This is a genomic window from Klebsiella sp. RCJ4 (assembly GCF_009025755.1).
Taxonomy (GTDB): Bacteria; Pseudomonadota; Gammaproteobacteria; order Enterobacterales; family Enterobacteriaceae; genus Klebsiella; species Klebsiella michiganensis.
Map to the genome: position 1 here is coordinate 1 of NZ_WCIN01000027.1, position 16,530 is coordinate 16,530.

The following is a 16,530-nucleotide window of genomic DNA, read 5'->3' on the forward strand; positions in this document are numbered from 1 at the left end:
TTTACATCGCCAGCACGTACTTGAGCATCACCCCGGCGGCAATCGCCGAGCCAATCACCCCCGCCACGTTCGGGCCCATCGCGTGCATCAGCAGGAAGTTCTGCGCGTCCGACTCCAGACCCACTTTGTTCGATACCCTGGCCGCCATCGGCACCGCCGACACCCCGGCCGAGCCAATCAGCGGGTTGATTTTGTTCCGGCTGCACAGGTTCAGCAGCTTCGCCATCAGCACCCCCGCCGCCGTCCCCACGCAGAACGCAATCACCCCCAGCACCAGTATCCCCAGCGTCTGCGGCTGCAGGAACTTGTCCGCCACCAGCTTGGCCCCCACCGACAGCCCGAGGAAAATGGTCACGATATTTATCAGCCCGTTCTGCACCGTGTCGCTCAGGCGCTCCACCACCCCGCTCTCGCGCATCAGGTTGCCGAAGCAGAACATCCCCAGCAGCGGCGCCGCGTCCGGCAGCAGCAGCGCCACCAGCAGCAGCAGCACCGCCGGAAAGAGGATTTTTTCCCGCTTACTCACCGTGCGCAGCTGCACCATGCGGATTTTCCGCTCCTTCTCGCTGGTCAGCGCCTTCATAATCGGCGGCTGGATTAACGGCACCAGCGCCATATACGAGTACGCCGCCACCGCGATGGCCCCGAGTAATTCCGGCGCCAGCTTGCCCGACAGATAAATCGCCGTCGGCCCGTCCGCGCCGCCGATGATGCCGATGGCCGCCGCCTGCGGCAGGGTGAAGCTGATGATGCCGAAGTAGTTCAGCGTCAGCGCCCCCAGCACCGTGGCGAAGATGCCGAACTGCGCCGCCGCCCCCAGCAGCAGGGTGCGCGGGTTGGCCAGCAGCGGGCCGAAGTCGGTCATCGCCCCGACGCCCATAAAAATCACCAGCGGGGCGATACCCGAGCCGATGGCGACCTTATAGAAGATGGCCAGCACCCCGGCGGAGTAGCCCATATCCACGGCGAGCTCCTCCATCTGCCCCTGCACCGACGGCAGGGCCAGCGCCAGCGCCTCCCTGATGGCGTGGACATCCGGCGTACAGTGGAGCTTCACGGCAATCACCGCCAGCTGTCCGGCGTCGTGGTGCGCCAGCAGGCTCTCCAGGGCGGTCAGCGCCAGCCCGGCCTCCGGGATATTCGACAGCAGACCGCCGAAGCCAATCGGCAGCAGCAGCAGCGGCTCGAACTTCCTCGCGATGGCCAGCCACAGCAGCAGCAGGCTCACCAGCAGCATGACGGCCTGGCCGGCGCCGAGGTGCATCAGCCCCATGCCCTGAATCAGGGCGTTCAGACTTTCCATTTCCGTTCCTCTTCCTTACGCCAGGCTCAGCAGGGTGTCGCCCACAGCCACCGCGTCCCCGGATTTCACCGCGATACCGCGCACGGTCCCGGCCTGCGCGGCGCGGATTTCGGTTTCCATCTTCATGGCTTCCAGAATCAGCAGCACGTCGCCCTCGGCCACCGTCTGGCCTTCCGTGGCAATGACCTTCCAGATGGTGCCCGCCAGCGGCGCGGTCACCGGGGTGCCGGCACCTGCCGGGGCGGCTGCGGGGGCCGTGGCCTGAACGGGGGCCGCTGCCGTCAGCGGGCTGATATCGCCGCCGTCGCTGACCTTCACCACAAAGGCCTTACCTTCCACTTCCACGGTGTAGACGCCGGAGGCGGCCGGTTTCTCTGCTTTCACCGCCGGTTTGACCTCTTCAGCCTGCGGCAGCGGCTCGAACGCCGCCGGGTTGTGGCGGTTCTCAAGGAACTTCAGGCCGACCTGCGGGAACAGGGCCACGGTGAGCACGTCGTCGATGGCGTTGTCGGCAAGCTGAATATTCTTCTCCTGCGCCTGGCGCTTCACGTCGGCTTCCAGCTGCGCCAGCTCCGGCTTCAGCAGGTCCGCCGGACGGCAGGTGATGGCCTCTGCTCCGTCCAGCACGCGCGCCTGTAATGCCGCGTTCACCGGCACCGGGGGGTGGCCGTACTCGCCCTTCAGTATCCCGGCGGTCTCCTTCGCGATGGTTCTGTAGCGTTCGCCGGTCAGCACGTTAAGCACCGCCTGGGTGCCGACAATCTGCGAGGTCGGGGTGACCAGCGGGATAAAGCCGAGGTCCTCGCGCACGCGGGGGATTTCCGCCAGCACCTCATCCAGACGGTGGGCGGCGTTCTGCTGCTTCAGCTGGCCCTCGAGGTTGGTGAGCATCCCGCCCGGCACCTGGGCCACGAGGATACGGCTGTCGGTGCCCTTCAGCTGGCCTTCAAAGGCGTGGTATTTCCTGCGCACCTCGCGGAAGTACGCCGCAATGCTCTCAAGCTTCAGGATATCCAGCCCGGTGTCGTGTTTTGTGCCTGCCAGCGTCGCCACCAGCGCCTCGGTGGCCGGGTGGCCGTAGGTGGCGCTCATGGAAGAGATGGCGGTATCGACGCCGTCGACGCCGGCCTCGATGGCCTTCAGCAGGGCCATCTCCGCCATCCCGGTGGTGGCATGAGCATGCAGGTGCAGCCTGACGTCATAGCGTTTTTTGATTTCGCTCACCAGCTCGAAGGCCGCCATCGGGGTGAGAATGCCGGACATATCCTTAATCGCGATGGAATCGACGCCGGTCTCCAGCAGCTGTTCGGTCAGGTCGAGCCAGGTCTGCAGGGTGTGGGCCGGACTGGTGGTGTAGGAGAGCGTGCCCTGGGCGTGGGCGCCGTGGCTGCGCACCGCCTGCAGGGCGGCCTGCATATTGCGCGGGTCGTTCATGGCGTCGAAGACGCGGAACACGTCCATGCCGTTTTTGACGGCGCGCTCAACGAAGCGCTGCACCACGTCATCGGCGTAGTGGCGGTAGCCGAGCAGGTTCTGGCCGCGGAGCAGCATCTGCAGCGGGGTCTTCGGCATGGCCTTTTTGAGCTCGCGCAGGCGGACCCAGGGGTCCTCGCCGAGGAAGCGGATGCAGGCGTCAAAGGTGGCGCCGCCCCAGCATTCAAGGGACCAGTAGCCCGCGTCATCGAGGGCGGCCGCAACGGGGAGCATATCGTCGAGGCGCAGGCGGGTGGCGAAAAGGGACTGGTGGGCGTCGCGCAGGACGACATCGGTAATGGCAACGGTCATGGATTCCTCCGTGAATTAAGGGTTAAGCGGCGATGGTGGTGGATAGCGGCGGCAATCACCGGCGCCAGGCGGGCGAAGTCGTCAGCGGGCGCTACGGCGGCGGGTGCGGCCTTCGGCGCGGGAGCCGGTTCCGGGAAGAAGCGGTTGACGGCGGCGGACATGCCGCGGATGGCGAAAATCAGCAGAAACAGAAAAGCCAGCACGAACCCCATGCCGAGGAACATCAGGGTGAAGCCTTCACCCAGCAGTACAGCTTCAGTCATTGAAAGACCCTAAAGTAAGGGCACGACGGCGTGTTTGAAGGCTAACCAAACGATACTTCCGGCTAAGGAGTAGGGTGGATTTCCCGAAGCCGCCCCCGGCTCTGGACCCTAAAGAGCACCGCTGTGGTTGACGCTCAAACATCGCCATCGTGCGTGTTGGTTACATCATCATGCCGAACACGATGCTGGCAATGACCAGCACAATACCGCCGCCCAGACGGGAGGAGATTTGCGCATAAGAGATAAGATTCATACGGTTACAGGCCGAGAGCACTTCCAGGTCGCCCGAGCCGCCGCGGTTGGCCATGCACAGACCGGCGGTGATCGCGGACTCAATCGGGAAGAAGCCAATCATCCAGCCGCCGACGGCTGCGCCGACGACCGCACCCACCACGATCACCGCCGCGATGATGACGTTCGCGAAGGTAATCGCGTCGATAATTTCCTGCAGGTCGGTGTAGCACACGCCGACGCCGACCATCAGTACCCACAGCAGCTGCTTAGAGAAGAAGTCAGACAGGCGTTTGGCCCCGGCTTTGATCTCCGGCGAGCAGAGGCCGGAAGCGTTCAGCGCCGCGACGATCAGCACCATCCAGGCGAAATAGTGGATAGAGACGCCGCCAATGCTTGGCAAAATTTTCTTGGCAATAACGTAGGCCAGCAGGAAACAGGTGGTGGCGAGCACCAGGCCGACGGCGGTTTCGCGATGGGTAATCTGGCCCGCTTTTTCATCGTCGTCGACTTTAAAGGAGGCTTTACGCACCAGTTCGCCTTCACCGCTCAGCCAGGTGTGTTTTTTACCGATAATATCGAGGAGTGCAGCAAAGACGATGGCAAAGATGTTGGCGATGGTCAGGATAGCAATCGCGGTGGAGTAGTACTCTTCACGCGAACGGCCGGTGACGGAGTGATAAATTTCAGACAGCGGCACCGCGCCCGCGCCGTTGCCGCCGCCCATAATCGGCAGGACGTACAGCATCATGATGCGGTCGATGGAGATACCGAAGCACAGGCCAATGATAATCCCGAAGATGGATGCGCCGAGGATCCCCATTAAAATGGTCGGAATATAACCCAGCAGAGATTTCAGCAGCAGCTTACGGTTAACCGAGAGGATTGCGCCGGTAATCAATACTGCGATGAATAAGTTCAGGAAGTTACTTTTATCCATCACATTAGTGATCGCATCAATTTCTTTCTGGGTGAAAATGCCGGCGTAAACGAAATAGGCGGCCACGAGGAAGATCATCACCGGCGCGCCGCCAATATATTTATTGAAGATTGGCAGGCGTTTGCCAATTTCGCCAAAAACGGCGCCAATAATAAACATGATCGCGAAGCCACCAACAATGTCGGTCGGCAGGGCATTATAAAAGTGTGAAAGTAGTAAAGTGATTAACGCAAAGGCGTAAAGCGGTAGCGGCATGCCGAAGATTTTAAACCCCAGAATATCGCTAACCCCTTTTTTCTCCGCAGATGGAGCCTGGCTCATATTAGTCATATGACGTCACCCTGTTAAAAAAAGGAATATACACATCATCCTTCAAGCTGCCTCTTTGTTGGCAGCCTTCACTCACCCCAGTCACTTACTATGCGTAAGCTCCTGGAGATTCATTCAGTTACCGCCTCGATGCAACTTGAATGATTTTGTGTATTAATGCCGTTAGAAAAAACAATAATAGGACGGCGGCATAATAATAAATATGTTCCCCGGCGATATGTGATTATCTTCACTGATTAGTCGTGTTTTTAATTAATTTAATTGTTTTTATTCTGCTGAATTAATTAACAACATAAAAACCATAAAGCCAATTAAGGTACGCGGAAAAATGTGATTGAAATAAAAGAACCGCTGCGGGAACGATGGCGAAATACAGCTCGTTTTGGTCAATGAAGCGCGAAAAAAATGAATCTGATAGTAAAACGCGTCGCGGTACAGCTCGACCCACGGCGGCGAGAGGCCGTTGACCTCTTTCTTCATCAGCACCAGCTCTCGCTGGAGGCGGACTGCGAATGGGCGATTATCGTCGAGTACCAGCGGCGCATTGTCGGCTGCGGCGCCATTGCCGGATGCGTCCTGAAGTGTATTGCCGTCGACCCGTCGCTGCAGGGGGAAGGGCTCAGCCTGAAGCTGCTGACTGAACTGATGACCCTGGCGTATGAGCTGGGCCGCAGCGAACTGTTTCTGTTCACTAAACCCTATAACGCGGCGCTCTTCTCCTGCGCCGGGTTCTGGCCTATCGCCCGCGCGGGGGAGCAGGCCGTGTTAATGGAAAATAGCCGCGAACGTCTGGCCCGCTATTGCCGCCAGCTTACGATGTATCGTCAGCCCGGCGAAAAAATCGGCGCCATCGTGATGAACGCCAATCCCTTTACCCTGGGGCATCGTTGGCTGGTGGAGCAGGCGGCTCAACGCTGCGACTGGCTGCATCTGTTCGTGGTGAAGGAGGATGCTTCGTTTTTCCGCTACCGCGATCGCGTGGCGCTGATTGAACAGGGGATCGCCGGGATCGCCAACGTGACCCTGCATCCGGGATCGGCCTATCTGATCTCGCGCGCCACTTTTCCCGGCTACTTCCTTAAAGACAAAGGCGTGGTTGACGATTGCCACAGCCAGATCGATCTGCAGCTCTTTCGCGAACGTTTAGCTCCGGCGCTGGGCGTGACCCACCGCTTTGTCGGCAGCGAACCGCTGTGTGAATTAACCCGTCGCTACAACCAGCGCATGCGTCAGCTGCTGGAAGCGCCCGGCGACGCGCCGGCGATTCAGGTGGTTGAGCTGGCGCGGGTTGAGAAAGAGGGCGCGCCCATTTCCGCTTCCCGGGTGCGCAGGCTGTATCAGCAGCGCCAGTGGTCGTCGATTGCGCCGCTGGTGCCGCCGGGAACCCTCTCTTTTCTGATGCATCTGGCGGAAAGCGAACACCAAACCGCCTGATTTACCTCCATAACTAAGGATCAGCCTCTATGGAAATGATGATTGACGCCCTGGCCGGCACGCTGGAATCCAGCGATGTGATGGTCAGGATCGGGCCTGCGAATGAGCCAGGTATTCAGCTTGAAATCGACAGCATTGTGAAGCAGCAGTTTGGCGCGGCGATTGAGCGGGTGGTCAGAGAGACGCTGACGCAGCTTGGCGTTACCCGGGCGAACGTCGTCGTCGATGATAAAGGCGCGCTCGAATGCGTACTGAAGGCTCGGGTTCAGGCCGCGGCGCTGCGCGCGGCGCAACAATCTCAACCGCACTGGAGTCAGCTATGAAACCTCGTCGCAGTATGCTGTTTATCCCCGGCGCCAACGCCGCGATGTTAAGCACCTCATTTGTTTACGGCGCTGACGCGGTGATGTTCGACCTCGAAGATGCTGTCTCGCTCCGTGAAAAAGATACCGCCCGCCTGCTGGTGCATCATGCGCTACAGCATCCGCTCTACCGGGACGTGGAAACCGTGGTGCGCATTAACCCGCTCAGCACGCCGTTTGGTCTCGCCGACCTTGAGGCGGTGGTGCGCGCGGGCGTCGATATGGTGCGCCTGCCCAAAACCGATAGCAAAGAAGATATCCATGAGCTGGAAGCGCACGTCGAGCGGATTGAGCGCGAATGCGGCCGGGAAGTGGGCAGCACGAAATTAATGGCGGCGATAGAGTCGGCGCTGGGCGTAGTGAACGCGGTTGAGATCGCTCGCGCCAGCCCGCGCCTGTCGGCCATCGCGCTGGCGGCCTTCGATTACGTTATGGATATGGGCACCAGCCGCGGCGATGGCACCGAACTGTTTTACGCCCGCTGCGCGGTGCTGCACGCGGCGCGCGTCGCCGGGATCGCGGCGTACGACGTGGTGTGGTCGGATATTAACAATGAAGAGGGTTTCCTCGCGGAAGCGAATCTGGCGAAGAATCTTGGCTTTAACGGTAAATCGCTGGTCAACCCGCGCCAGATTGAGCTGCTGCACCAGGTTTATGCCCCCACGCTGAAAGACGTTGAACATGCGCGGGAGGTGATCGCGGCGGCGGAAGAGGCGGAAGCGCGCGGTCTGGGCGTGGTATCGCTGAACGGCAAGATGATAGATGGACCGATTATCGATCATGCGCGCAAAGTCGTGGCGCTGTCGGCTTCCGGCATTCGTGATTAAGGAGTAAATAATGAAAGAGACCGTAGCAATGCTTAATCAGCAGTACGTGATGCCGGAAGGATTAGCGCCCTATGCGGGCGTGACGGCGCAGAGCCCGTGGCTGGCCAGCGAAAGCGAAAAGCGGCAGCGTAAAATCTGCGCCTCGCTGGAGGAGGCGATTCGCCGTTCCGGGCTGCAAAACGGTATGACCATCTCCTTCCATCACGCGTTTCGCGGCGGCGACAAGGTGGTCAATATGGTGGTGGCGAAGCTGGCTGAAATGGGTTTTCGCGATCTGACGCTGGCCTCAAGCTCGCTGATCGACGCCCACTGGCCGCTGATTGAACATATTAAGAATGGCGTGATCCGCCAGATTTACACCTCCGGTCTGCGCGGGAAGCTGGGGGAAGCGATCTCCGCCGGGCTGATGGAAAACCCGGTACAAATCCACTCTCACGGCGGCCGGGCGCATTTAGTACAAACCGGTGAGCTACGCATTGATGTGGCGTTCCTCGGCGTGCCGTGCTGCGATGAGTATGGCAACGCCAACGGCTTTAGCGGTAAATCCCGCTGCGGATCGCTGGGCTACGCCAGAGTGGATGCCGAGGCCGCCGGATGCGTGGTGCTGCTCACCGAAGAGTGGGTGGATTATCCAAACTATCCGGCCAGCATCGCCCAGGATCGGGTCGATCTGATCGTGCAGGTCGACGAGGTCGGCGATCCGGCGAAAATCACCGCCGGGGCGATCCGTTTGACCAGCAACCCGCGCGAACTGCTGATCGCCCGCCAGGCGGCGAAGGTGATCGAACACTCTGGCTATTTCAAAGACGGTTTCTCATTGCAGACGGGGACCGGCGGCGCATCGCTGGCGGTGACCCGCTTCCTCGAAGATAAGATGCGTCGTAACAATATTACCGCCAGCTTTGGTCTGGGCGGGATCACCGGCACGATGGTCGATCTGCACGAAAAGGGTCTGATCAAAGCGCTGCTGGATACCCAGTCTTTTGACGGCGATGCCGCGCGTTCGCTGGCCAATAACCCTAACCATATTGAAATTTCCGCTAATCAGTACGCCAATCCCGGTTCGAAAGGCGTCTCCTGCGAACGCCTGAACGTGGTGATGCTGAGCGCGCTGGAGATCGATACCGGATTCAACGTTAACGTGATGACCGGCTCCAACGGCGTGCTGCGCGGGGCATCCGGCGGCCACAGCGATACGGCGGCAGGCGCGGATTTAACCATTATCACCGCGCCGCTGGTGCGTGGGCGTATTCCGTGCGTGGTGGAGAAGGTGCTGACTCGCGTGACGCCGGGCGCCAGCGTGGATGTGCTGGTCACCGATCACGGTATCGCCGTCAACCCGGCGCGTCAGGACCTGATTGATAACCTGCGTAACGCGGGTATCCCGCTGATGACCATTGAAGAGCTGCAGCAGCGCGCCGAACTGTTGACCGGCACGCCTGACCCGATCGAATTCACCGATCGGGTGGTGGCCGTGGTGCGCTATCGCGACGGTTCAGTGATTGATGTCATTCATCAGGTCAAAAGCGCCGGTTAAACGCGCTGAGGAGAAAGGCATGAGCGAAGTGATGATAAGCCAGCGTCGCCCGTTGAGCCGTCAAACGGTGACGGCGGAGGAGATGGTTTCTCGCGTGGAACGAGCGCTGCTGACCGAAGTCCGCCTGACGCCGAAACCGGGCCTGGTGGATATTCGTAACGCCGGCGCGCATCGGGATATGGATCTGGCCTCCTTTGAGGCCAGCACGGCGGCTGTCGCGCCATGGATGGAGAAGTTTTTCATTATGGGCCACGACACGGCCAATATCACTCCGGAGCAGGTATTGACGATGCTGCGTCCGGTGGGCATGGCGTGCGAGACGGATATGCTGGAGGCAACCGGCGGGGTGAATACCCATCGCGGCGCGATCTTCGCTTTTGGCCTGCTCAGCGCGGCGGCGGGAAGGCTGGTGGCCAGAGGGGAGCCGGTTGAACAGCACCGGGTTTGCGATCGGGTGGCCCGCTTCTGCCGCGGCCTGGTCGGGCGCGAGCTCTCCTCTCCAGAAGGAATGAAGGTCAGTAAAGGCGAAGGGCATTTCCTGCGCTACGGGCTCTCCGGCGCCAGAGGCGAAGCGGAAAGCGGCTTTCGCACCGTGCGCACTCAGGCGATGCCGGTCTTCAATCGCGTTATGGCGGACACCGGCGATACCAATCTGGCGTTACTGCAGACTCTGCTGCACCTGATGGCCTGGAATGACGATACCAATCTGGTGTCGCGCGGCGGGCTGGAAGGGCTCAATTTTGTGCAGCAGCAGGCGCAAAAGCTGCTGTGGGAAGGCGGGGTGCTGTCCGACGGCGGGATGGACGCGCTGCGCCGGCTGGATGATGAGCTGATTATTCGCCACCTTAGCCCGGGCGGCAGCGCCGACCTGCTGGCGGTCACCTGGTTCCTGTCCGGTTTCCCGGCCGGCGAGCTGTTCCTGCACTAATCGCTGCTTTTCTGTCGCCGTATTCCCCGGATTGGCCATACAGGGCCAATCCGGGGTTGCGGACTGCGCGCGCTCCTCGCTTCTCACTACTCCACGGCAAATTCCCGGCACAATCTTATAGTTTTTACTGATATCGGCGGCAGTTTGTCATAAATTTCTAATTATCGGTGTTTTTGAGTAGCGGCTCATCGTTGGGCTGGTTACTCTGAAAACAATTTACGTAGTGTTAACAAAAGAGAATAGCTATGCATGATGCACAAATCCGCGTGGCCATCGCGGGCGCGGGCGGCCGGATGGGACGCCAGTTAATTCAGGCGGTACAGCAGATGGACGGCGCGGCGCTTGGCGCGGCGCTGGAGCGCGAAGGTTCCTCGCTGCTCGGCAGCGATGCGGGCGAGCTGGCGGGCGCGGGCAGGTCAGGGGTGGTGGTGCAAAGCAGCCTTGAGGCGGTAAAAGACGATTTTGACGTTTTCATCGATTTTACCCGCCCGGAAGGCACGCTGGCCCATCTTGCGTTTTGCCGTCAACACGGCAAAGGCATGGTTATCGGCACCACCGGCTTTGACGACGCCGGGAAGCAGGCGATTCGCGACGCTTCGCAGGAGATCGCCATCGTGTTTGCCGCCAACTTCAGCGTCGGCGTCAACGTGATGCTTAAGCTGCTGGAAAAGGCGGCGAAGGTGATGGGCGACTATACCGATATTGAGATTATCGAAGCGCATCATCGTCACAAAGTCGACGCGCCATCGGGTACGGCGCTGGCGATGGGCGAGGCGATTGCCGGAGCCCTGGATAAAGATCTGAAAGCGTGTGCGGTCTACAGTCGCGAAGGCTATACCGGCGAACGCGTTCCCGGCACCATCGGCTTTGCGACCGTGCGCGCCGGGGATATCGTCGGCGAACATACGGCGATGTTTGCGGATATCGGCGAACGTATTGAGATCAGCCATAAGGCTTCCAGCCGAATGACTTTTGCAAATGGTGCCGTTCGTTCCGCTTTATGGCTAAAAGGCAAGAAAAACGGTCTTTTTGATATGCGTGATGTGCTTGAGTTGAACTCTTTATAACGATTATTACCCATCGTGATGTGGTTATTGCTTTCAATAAGTAATTGATTGCAAGGGGCAATGTCTTATTGCCCTTTTTTATTTTTGGCGTTTAATCGATTTTTTATCGCCAGGCCTGAAAAATACTATCTTATCCGCCTTATTTTTGTTGTTTTATTGTAAATTTTGACCATCTGGTCTACTTTTTCAATCCCTGCCCGGCGATTTTACAAACATCCTCCTCCGCAAGCGTTTTCCCGGGCGAGTTAGGTGATCTTTTTGCCCGTTAAGGCAGGTATTGCTGAATAGTGGCCTGAAACAAGATTAAAAATATCCGCTTTAAGTTGACTTTTATCCGCCATCTCTCCAGAATGCCGCCGTTTGCCAAAATTCTGCGGGCAACAGATTTGCATTGATTCAGATCTACATTATGAATTAATATGCAAATAAAGTGAGTGGATATTCTCTGGAGGGTGTTTTGATTAAGTCAGCGCTATTGGTTCTGGAAGACGGAACCCAGTTTCACGGTCGGGCCATTGGGGCTACCGGCACGGCGGTTGGGGAAGTCGTTTTCAATACTTCAATGACCGGTTATCAAGAAATCCTCACTGATCCTTCCTATTCCCGCCAAATCGTCACTCTAACTTATCCCCATATCGGCAACGTCGGCACCAATGCCGCCGATGAAGAATCTTCTCAGGTACATGCGCAGGGTCTGGTCATTCGCGATCTGCCGCTGATTGCCAGCAACTTCCGCAATACCGAAGACCTCTCTTCTTATCTGAAGCGCCACAATATCGTGGCGATTGCCGATATCGATACCCGTAAGCTGACCCGCCTGCTGCGCGAAAAAGGCGCGCAGAACGGCTGCATCATCGCCGGCGATAGCCCGGATGCGCAGCTGGCGCTGGAAAAAGCGAAAGCGTTCCCGGGCCTCAACGGCATGGATCTGGCGAAGGAAGTGACCACCGCAGAAACCTACAGCTGGACGCAGGGGAGCTGGACGCTGGCGGGCGACCTGCCGGAAGCCAAAGCGGAAAGCGAGCTGCCGTTCCACGTGGTGGCCTACGATTTCGGCGCCAAGCGCAACATCCTGCGCATGCTGGTCGATCGCGGCTGCCGTCTGACGGTGGTGCCGGCAAAGACCTCCGCTGAAGAGGTGCTGAAAATGAATCCGGACGGTATCTTCCTGTCCAACGGTCCCGGCGATCCGGCGCCCTGCGACTACGCTATCGCAGCGATTGAGAAGTTCCTGGAGACCGATATTCCGGTATTCGGCATCTGCCTCGGCCACCAGCTGCTGGCTCTGGCGAGCGGCGCGAAGACCGTGAAGATGAAGTTCGGCCACCACGGCGGCAACCATCCGGTAAAAGATATTGATAACAACGTGGTGATGATCACCGCGCAGAACCACGGCTTTGCGGTGGATGAGGCGTCTATGCCCGCCCACCTGCGCGTGACCCACAAGTCGCTGTTCGACGGCACCCTGCAGGGGATTCACCGTACCGATAAACCGGCGTTCAGCTTCCAGGGACATCCGGAGGCGAGCCCTGGCCCGCACGATGCCGCACCGCTGTTCGACCATTTTATCGAATTAATTGAGCAGTACCGTCAGTCCGCGAAATAATCAGGAGTTAAGAGAGCCATGCCAAAACGTACAGATATAAAAAGCATCCTGATTCTGGGCGCGGGCCCGATTGTTATCGGTCAGGCGTGTGAGTTTGACTACTCCGGCGCCCAGGCGTGTAAAGCGCTGCGCGAAGAGGGCTACCGCGTTATTCTGGTGAACTCTAACCCGGCCACTATCATGACCGACCCGGAAATGGCTGATGCCACCTACATCGAGCCGATTCACTGGGAAGTGGTGCGCAAGATCATCGAGAAAGAGCGTCCGGATGCGGTTCTGCCGACCATGGGCGGCCAGACGGCGCTGAACTGCGCGCTGGAGCTGGAGCGTCAGGGCGTGCTGGCCGAGTTCGGCGTGACCATGATTGGCGCGACCGCCGACGCGATTGATAAAGCCGAAGACCGCCGCCGTTTCGACGTGGCGATGAAGAAAATCGGTCTCGATACCGCGCGTTCCGGTATCGCGCATACCATGGAAGAAGCGCTGGCGGTTGCCGCTGAAGTTGGCTTCCCGTGCATCATCCGTCCGTCCTTTACGATGGGCGGCACCGGCGGCGGTATCGCCTACAACCGCGAAGAGTTCGAAGAGATCTGCGAACGCGGTCTGGATCTCTCCCCGACCAACGAGCTGCTGATTGATGAATCGCTGATCGGCTGGAAAGAGTACGAGATGGAAGTAGTGCGTGATAAAAACGACAACTGCATCATCGTCTGCTCCATCGAAAACTTCGACGCGATGGGCATCCACACCGGCGACTCCATCACCGTGGCGCCGGCGCAGACCCTGACCGACAAAGAGTACCAAATCATGCGTAACGCTTCGATGGCGGTACTGCGTGAAATAGGTGTAGAAACCGGCGGCTCCAACGTTCAGTTCTCGGTGAACCCGAAAGATGGTCGCCTGATCGTTATCGAAATGAACCCGCGCGTCTCCCGCTCCTCGGCGCTGGCCTCGAAAGCCACCGGCTTCCCGATCGCTAAAGTGGCGGCGAAGCTGGCGGTTGGTTACACCCTTGATGAGCTGATGAACGATATCACCGGCGGCCGCACCCCGGCGTCGTTTGAGCCGTCCATCGACTACGTCGTGACCAAAATCCCACGCTTCAACTTTGAAAAATTCGTCGGCGCGAACGACCGTCTGACCACCCAGATGAAGTCGGTGGGCGAAGTGATGGCGATTGGCCGTACCCAGCAGGAGTCCCTGCAGAAAGCGCTGCGCGGCCTGGAAGTGGGCGCTACCGGTTTCGACCCGAAAGTGAGCCTCGATGACCCGGAAGCGCTGACCAAGATTCGCCGCGAGCTGAAAGACGCGGGCGCTGAGCGTATCTGGTACATCGCTGACGCTTTCCGCGCGGGCCTCTCCGTTGATGGCGTATTCAACCTGACCAATATCGACCGCTGGTTCCTGGTGCAGATTGAAGAGCTGGTGCGTCTGGAAGAGAAAGTGGCTGAAGTCGGTATTACCGGCCTCGACGCCGACTTCCTGCGTCAGCTCAAGCGTAAAGGCTTTGCCGATGCGCGTCTGGCGAAGCTGGCTGGCGTGCGCGAAGCGGAAATCCGCAAGCTGCGCGACCAGTATGACCTGCACCCGGTCTACAAGCGCGTGGATACCTGCGCGGCGGAATTCGCTACCGACACCGCCTATATGTACTCCACATATGAAGACGAGTGCGAAGCCAACCCGTCCGTTGACCGCGACAAAATCATGGTGCTCGGCGGCGGCCCGAACCGTATCGGCCAGGGCATCGAGTTCGACTACTGCTGCGTCCATGCCTCCCTGGCGCTGCGCGAAGACGGCTACGAGACCATTATGGTCAACTGTAACCCGGAAACCGTCTCTACCGACTACGACACCTCCGACCGCCTCTACTTTGAGCCGGTGACGCTGGAAGACGTGCTGGAAATCGTGCGCATTGAGAAGCCGAAAGGCGTTATCGTGCAGTACGGCGGCCAGACGCCGCTGAAGCTGGCGCGCGCGCTGGAAGCGGCAGGCGTGCCGGTTATCGGCACCAGCCCGGATGCCATCGACCGTGCGGAAGACCGCGAGCGCTTCCAGCACGCGGTTGACCGCCTGAAGCTGAAGCAGCCGGCGAACGCCACCGTGACCGCGATCGAAATGGCGGTCGAAAAGGCGAAAGAGATTGGCTACCCGCTGGTGGTGCGTCCGTCCTACGTTCTCGGCGGCCGCGCGATGGAAATCGTCTACGACGAAATCGACCTGCGTCGCTACTTCCAGACCGCCGTCAGCGTCTCTAACGATGCGCCGGTGCTGCTGGACCGCTTCCTTGACGATGCGGTTGAAGTCGACGTCGATGCGATCTGCGACGGCGAAATGGTGCTGATTGGCGGCATCATGGAGCATATCGAGCAGGCGGGCGTGCACTCCGGCGACTCCGCGTGTTCGCTGCCGGCTTACACTCTGAGCCAGGAAATTCAGGACGTGATGCGCGAGCAGGTGCAGAAGCTGGCCTTTGAGCTGCAGGTGCGCGGCCTGATGAACGTGCAGTTTGCGGTCAAAAACAACGAAGTCTACCTGATTGAAGTCAACCCGCGCGCGGCGCGTACCGTCCCGTTCGTCTCGAAAGCCACCGGCGTACCGCTGGCGAAAGTCGCGGCGCGCGTGATGGCGGGCAAAACGCTGGCTCAGCAGGGCGTCACGAAAGAGATCATCCCACCGTACTATTCGGTGAAAGAGGTGGTGCTGCCGTTTAACAAATTCCCGGGCGTCGACCCGCTGTTAGGGCCAGAAATGCGCTCTACCGGTGAAGTCATGGGCGTAGGCCGCACCTTCGCGGAAGCGTTCGCCAAGGCGCAGCTGGGCAGCAACTCGACGATGAAGAAACAGGGACGCGCGCTGCTCTCCGTTCGCGAAGGCGACAAAGAGCGCGTGGTGGATCTGGCGGCAAAACTGCTGAAGTTTGGTTTCGAGCTGGATGCGACCCACGGTACCGCGATTGTGCTGGGCGAAGCCGGCATCAACCCGCGTCTGGTGAACAAGGTGCATGAAGGCCGTCCGCACATTCAGGACCGCATCAAGAATGGCGAATACACCTACATCATCAACACCACCGCGGGCCGCCAGGCGATTGAAGACTCCAAGCTGATTCGCCGCAGCGCCCTGCAGTACAAAGTGCACTACGACACCACGCTGAACGGTGGTTTCGCGACCGCAATGGCGCTGAATGCCAACGCGATGGAAAAAGTGACCTCGGTGCAGGAAATGCACGCGCAGATTAAAAAGTAATATTATCTGCCAGTAAAAGCGCCTCCGGTGGCCACGCCGGAGGCGCTTTTTTTTGCGTGACGATAAGCCTGGGCGGAATAAAGTGACGCTCCCCTCGGCGCTGAACGTCGAACAAAAACAGGGGGATCGGCGTTAACAGGCCACTTCGGAGAGTTCTGGTTTTCTCTCGCCGGACAGTCAGCTAGCCTAAAGTGGTTAGGGTGATAATGAATATGACTTAGAGCCTATCCCAGTAGGCGTTATTGGCGCAGCCAGTTTGGATACGGACAGCGCGGAGAAACCGGAGCGTACACGTAGTACGTGAGGATTTCGAGCACTGCCCAGGTCCAAAATGGCAAGTGAAATAGTCCTAATGGGATAGGCTCTTAATAACGGGAGAGAAACACCATGCACAACAAGCCCCTCACCGCTGCTATCTTCGCCGCTGCCGCACTGTTCACCGTGGCCGGCTGTTCATCTAATCAGTCGCTAAAAACGACCGACGGAAAAACCATTGTCACCGATGGCAAACCGCAGGTGGATGACGACACCGGCCTGGTGTCCTACAAAAACGCGGAAACCGGCCGCACCGAGCAGATCAATCGCGATCAGGTTAAGTCCATGGACGAACTGGATAACTAAGCGTTATCCACGGCCCCGTACCGCGGGGTCACGCCTGCCTGACCGATCCTCGC

At 59.2% G+C, this 16,530-nt stretch carries 13 protein-coding genes; 9 read left to right on the forward strand and 4 right to left on the reverse strand.

The genetic code is table 11. The features are described from left to right. Position 1: 1 nt before the first annotated feature. The 4 genes from F8562_RS08550 to citS all read right to left on the reverse strand — a co-directional run bounded on the left by F8562_RS08550 (position 2) and on the right by citS (position 4,852). Entirely contained in the window at positions 2 to 1,303 is a 1,302-nt protein-coding gene (locus tag F8562_RS08550) for an oxaloacetate decarboxylase subunit beta (protein WP_151891891.1), read from the reverse strand. 15 nt (positions 1,304 to 1,318) lie between these two features. Then, a complete protein-coding gene (oadA, locus tag F8562_RS08555) occupies positions 1,319 to 3,088 on the reverse strand; it encodes a sodium-extruding oxaloacetate decarboxylase subunit alpha (protein WP_151891890.1) in 1,770 nt (589 codons plus the stop codon). After that, on the reverse strand, positions 3,085 to 3,351 hold the full coding sequence (locus F8562_RS08560; protein WP_151891899.1) for an oxaloacetate decarboxylase subunit gamma: 267 nt from the start codon (positions 3,349 to 3,351) through the stop codon (positions 3,085 to 3,087). The genes oadA and F8562_RS08560 overlap by 4 nt, the downstream gene beginning before the upstream one ends. Positions 3,352 to 3,511: 160 nt before the next feature. Beyond that, on the reverse strand, positions 3,512 to 4,852 hold the full coding sequence (gene citS / locus F8562_RS08565) for a citrate/sodium symporter CitS (protein ID WP_014837380.1): 1,341 nt from the start codon (positions 4,850 to 4,852) through the stop codon (positions 3,512 to 3,514). A gap of 405 nt (positions 4,853 to 5,257) precedes the next feature. Here citS and citC point away from each other — a divergent pair, with 405 nt between their 5' ends. The 9 genes from citC (at position 5,258) to F8562_RS08610 (ending at position 16,477) form a co-directional block, all read left to right on the forward strand. Then, a complete protein-coding gene (citC, locus tag F8562_RS08570) occupies positions 5,258 to 6,286 on the forward strand; it encodes a [citrate (pro-3S)-lyase] ligase (protein ID WP_025106466.1) in 1,029 nt (342 codons plus the stop codon). 29 nt (positions 6,287 to 6,315) lie between these two features. Continuing rightward, positions 6,316 to 6,609: a citrate lyase acyl carrier protein gene (gene citD, locus F8562_RS08575; protein WP_014227881.1), complete on the forward strand. Its 294-nt coding sequence runs from the start codon at positions 6,316 to 6,318 to the stop codon at positions 6,607 to 6,609. After that, positions 6,606 to 7,475 (forward strand): citrate (pro-3S)-lyase subunit beta, encoded by an 870-nt coding sequence (gene citE, locus F8562_RS08580; RefSeq protein ID WP_014227882.1) that lies wholly within the window; start codon positions 6,606 to 6,608, stop codon positions 7,473 to 7,475. Before citD ends, citE begins: the two co-directional genes overlap by 4 nt. A 10-nt stretch (positions 7,476 to 7,485) precedes the next feature. Beyond that, positions 7,486 to 9,012, forward strand: a complete 1,527-nt coding sequence (citF, locus tag F8562_RS08585; RefSeq protein ID WP_014227883.1) for a citrate lyase subunit alpha — start codon at positions 7,486 to 7,488, stop codon at positions 9,010 to 9,012. An 82-nt stretch (positions 9,013 to 9,094) separates the two neighbouring features. Beyond that, positions 9,095 to 9,940, forward strand: coding sequence for a triphosphoribosyl-dephospho-CoA synthase CitG (gene citG / locus F8562_RS08590; protein ID WP_369816094.1), 846 nt, complete (start codon positions 9,095 to 9,097; stop codon positions 9,938 to 9,940). A 245-nt stretch (positions 9,941 to 10,185) separates the two neighbouring features. Beyond that, positions 10,186 to 11,007 (forward strand): 4-hydroxy-tetrahydrodipicolinate reductase, encoded by an 822-nt coding sequence (gene dapB, locus F8562_RS08595; protein WP_004098517.1) that lies wholly within the window; start codon positions 10,186 to 10,188, stop codon positions 11,005 to 11,007. Between the two features lie 457 nt (positions 11,008 to 11,464). Continuing rightward, positions 11,465 to 12,613, forward strand: a complete 1,149-nt coding sequence (gene carA / locus F8562_RS08600) for a glutamine-hydrolyzing carbamoyl-phosphate synthase small subunit (RefSeq protein WP_014837384.1) — start codon at positions 11,465 to 11,467, stop codon at positions 12,611 to 12,613. Between the two features lie 18 nt (positions 12,614 to 12,631). Then, complete coding sequence (gene carB, locus F8562_RS08605; protein ID WP_014837385.1) at positions 12,632 to 15,856, forward strand: carbamoyl-phosphate synthase large subunit; 3,225 nt, start codon at positions 12,632 to 12,634, stop codon at positions 15,854 to 15,856. A 387-nt stretch (positions 15,857 to 16,243) separates the two neighbouring features. Continuing rightward, positions 16,244 to 16,477, forward strand: a complete 234-nt coding sequence (locus F8562_RS08610; RefSeq protein WP_014227888.1) for a YgdI/YgdR family lipoprotein — start codon at positions 16,244 to 16,246, stop codon at positions 16,475 to 16,477. Positions 16,478 to 16,530 lie beyond the last annotated feature (53 nt).

Coding starts and splice junctions, on each gene's coding strand:
- F8562_RS08610 (WP_014227888.1), top strand. CDS start 16,244: ATGCACAACAAGCCCCTCACCGCTGCTATCTTCGCCGCTGCCGCACTG.
- citF (WP_014227883.1), top strand. CDS start 7,486: ATGAAAGAGACCGTAGCAATGCTTAATCAGCAGTACGTGATGCCGGAA.
- oadA (WP_151891890.1), bottom strand. CDS start 3,088: ATGACCGTTGCCATTACCGATGTCGTCCTGCGCGACGCCCACCAGTCC.
- carB (WP_014837385.1), top strand. CDS start 12,632: ATGCCAAAACGTACAGATATAAAAAGCATCCTGATTCTGGGCGCGGGC.
- citD (WP_014227881.1), top strand. CDS start 6,316: ATGGAAATGATGATTGACGCCCTGGCCGGCACGCTGGAATCCAGCGAT.
- F8562_RS08560 (WP_151891899.1), bottom strand. CDS start 3,351: ATGACTGAAGCTGTACTGCTGGGTGAAGGCTTCACCCTGATGTTCCTC.
- dapB (WP_004098517.1), top strand. CDS start 10,186: ATGCATGATGCACAAATCCGCGTGGCCATCGCGGGCGCGGGCGGCCGG.
- citG (WP_369816094.1), top strand. CDS start 9,095: ATGGTTTCTCGCGTGGAACGAGCGCTGCTGACCGAAGTCCGCCTGACG.
- F8562_RS08550 (WP_151891891.1), bottom strand. CDS start 1,303: ATGGAAAGTCTGAACGCCCTGATTCAGGGCATGGGGCTGATGCACCTC.
- citS (WP_014837380.1), bottom strand. CDS start 4,852: ATGACTAATATGAGCCAGGCTCCATCTGCGGAGAAAAAAGGGGTTAGC.
- citE (WP_014227882.1), top strand. CDS start 6,606: ATGAAACCTCGTCGCAGTATGCTGTTTATCCCCGGCGCCAACGCCGCG.
- citC (WP_025106466.1), top strand. CDS start 5,258: ATGAATCTGATAGTAAAACGCGTCGCGGTACAGCTCGACCCACGGCGG.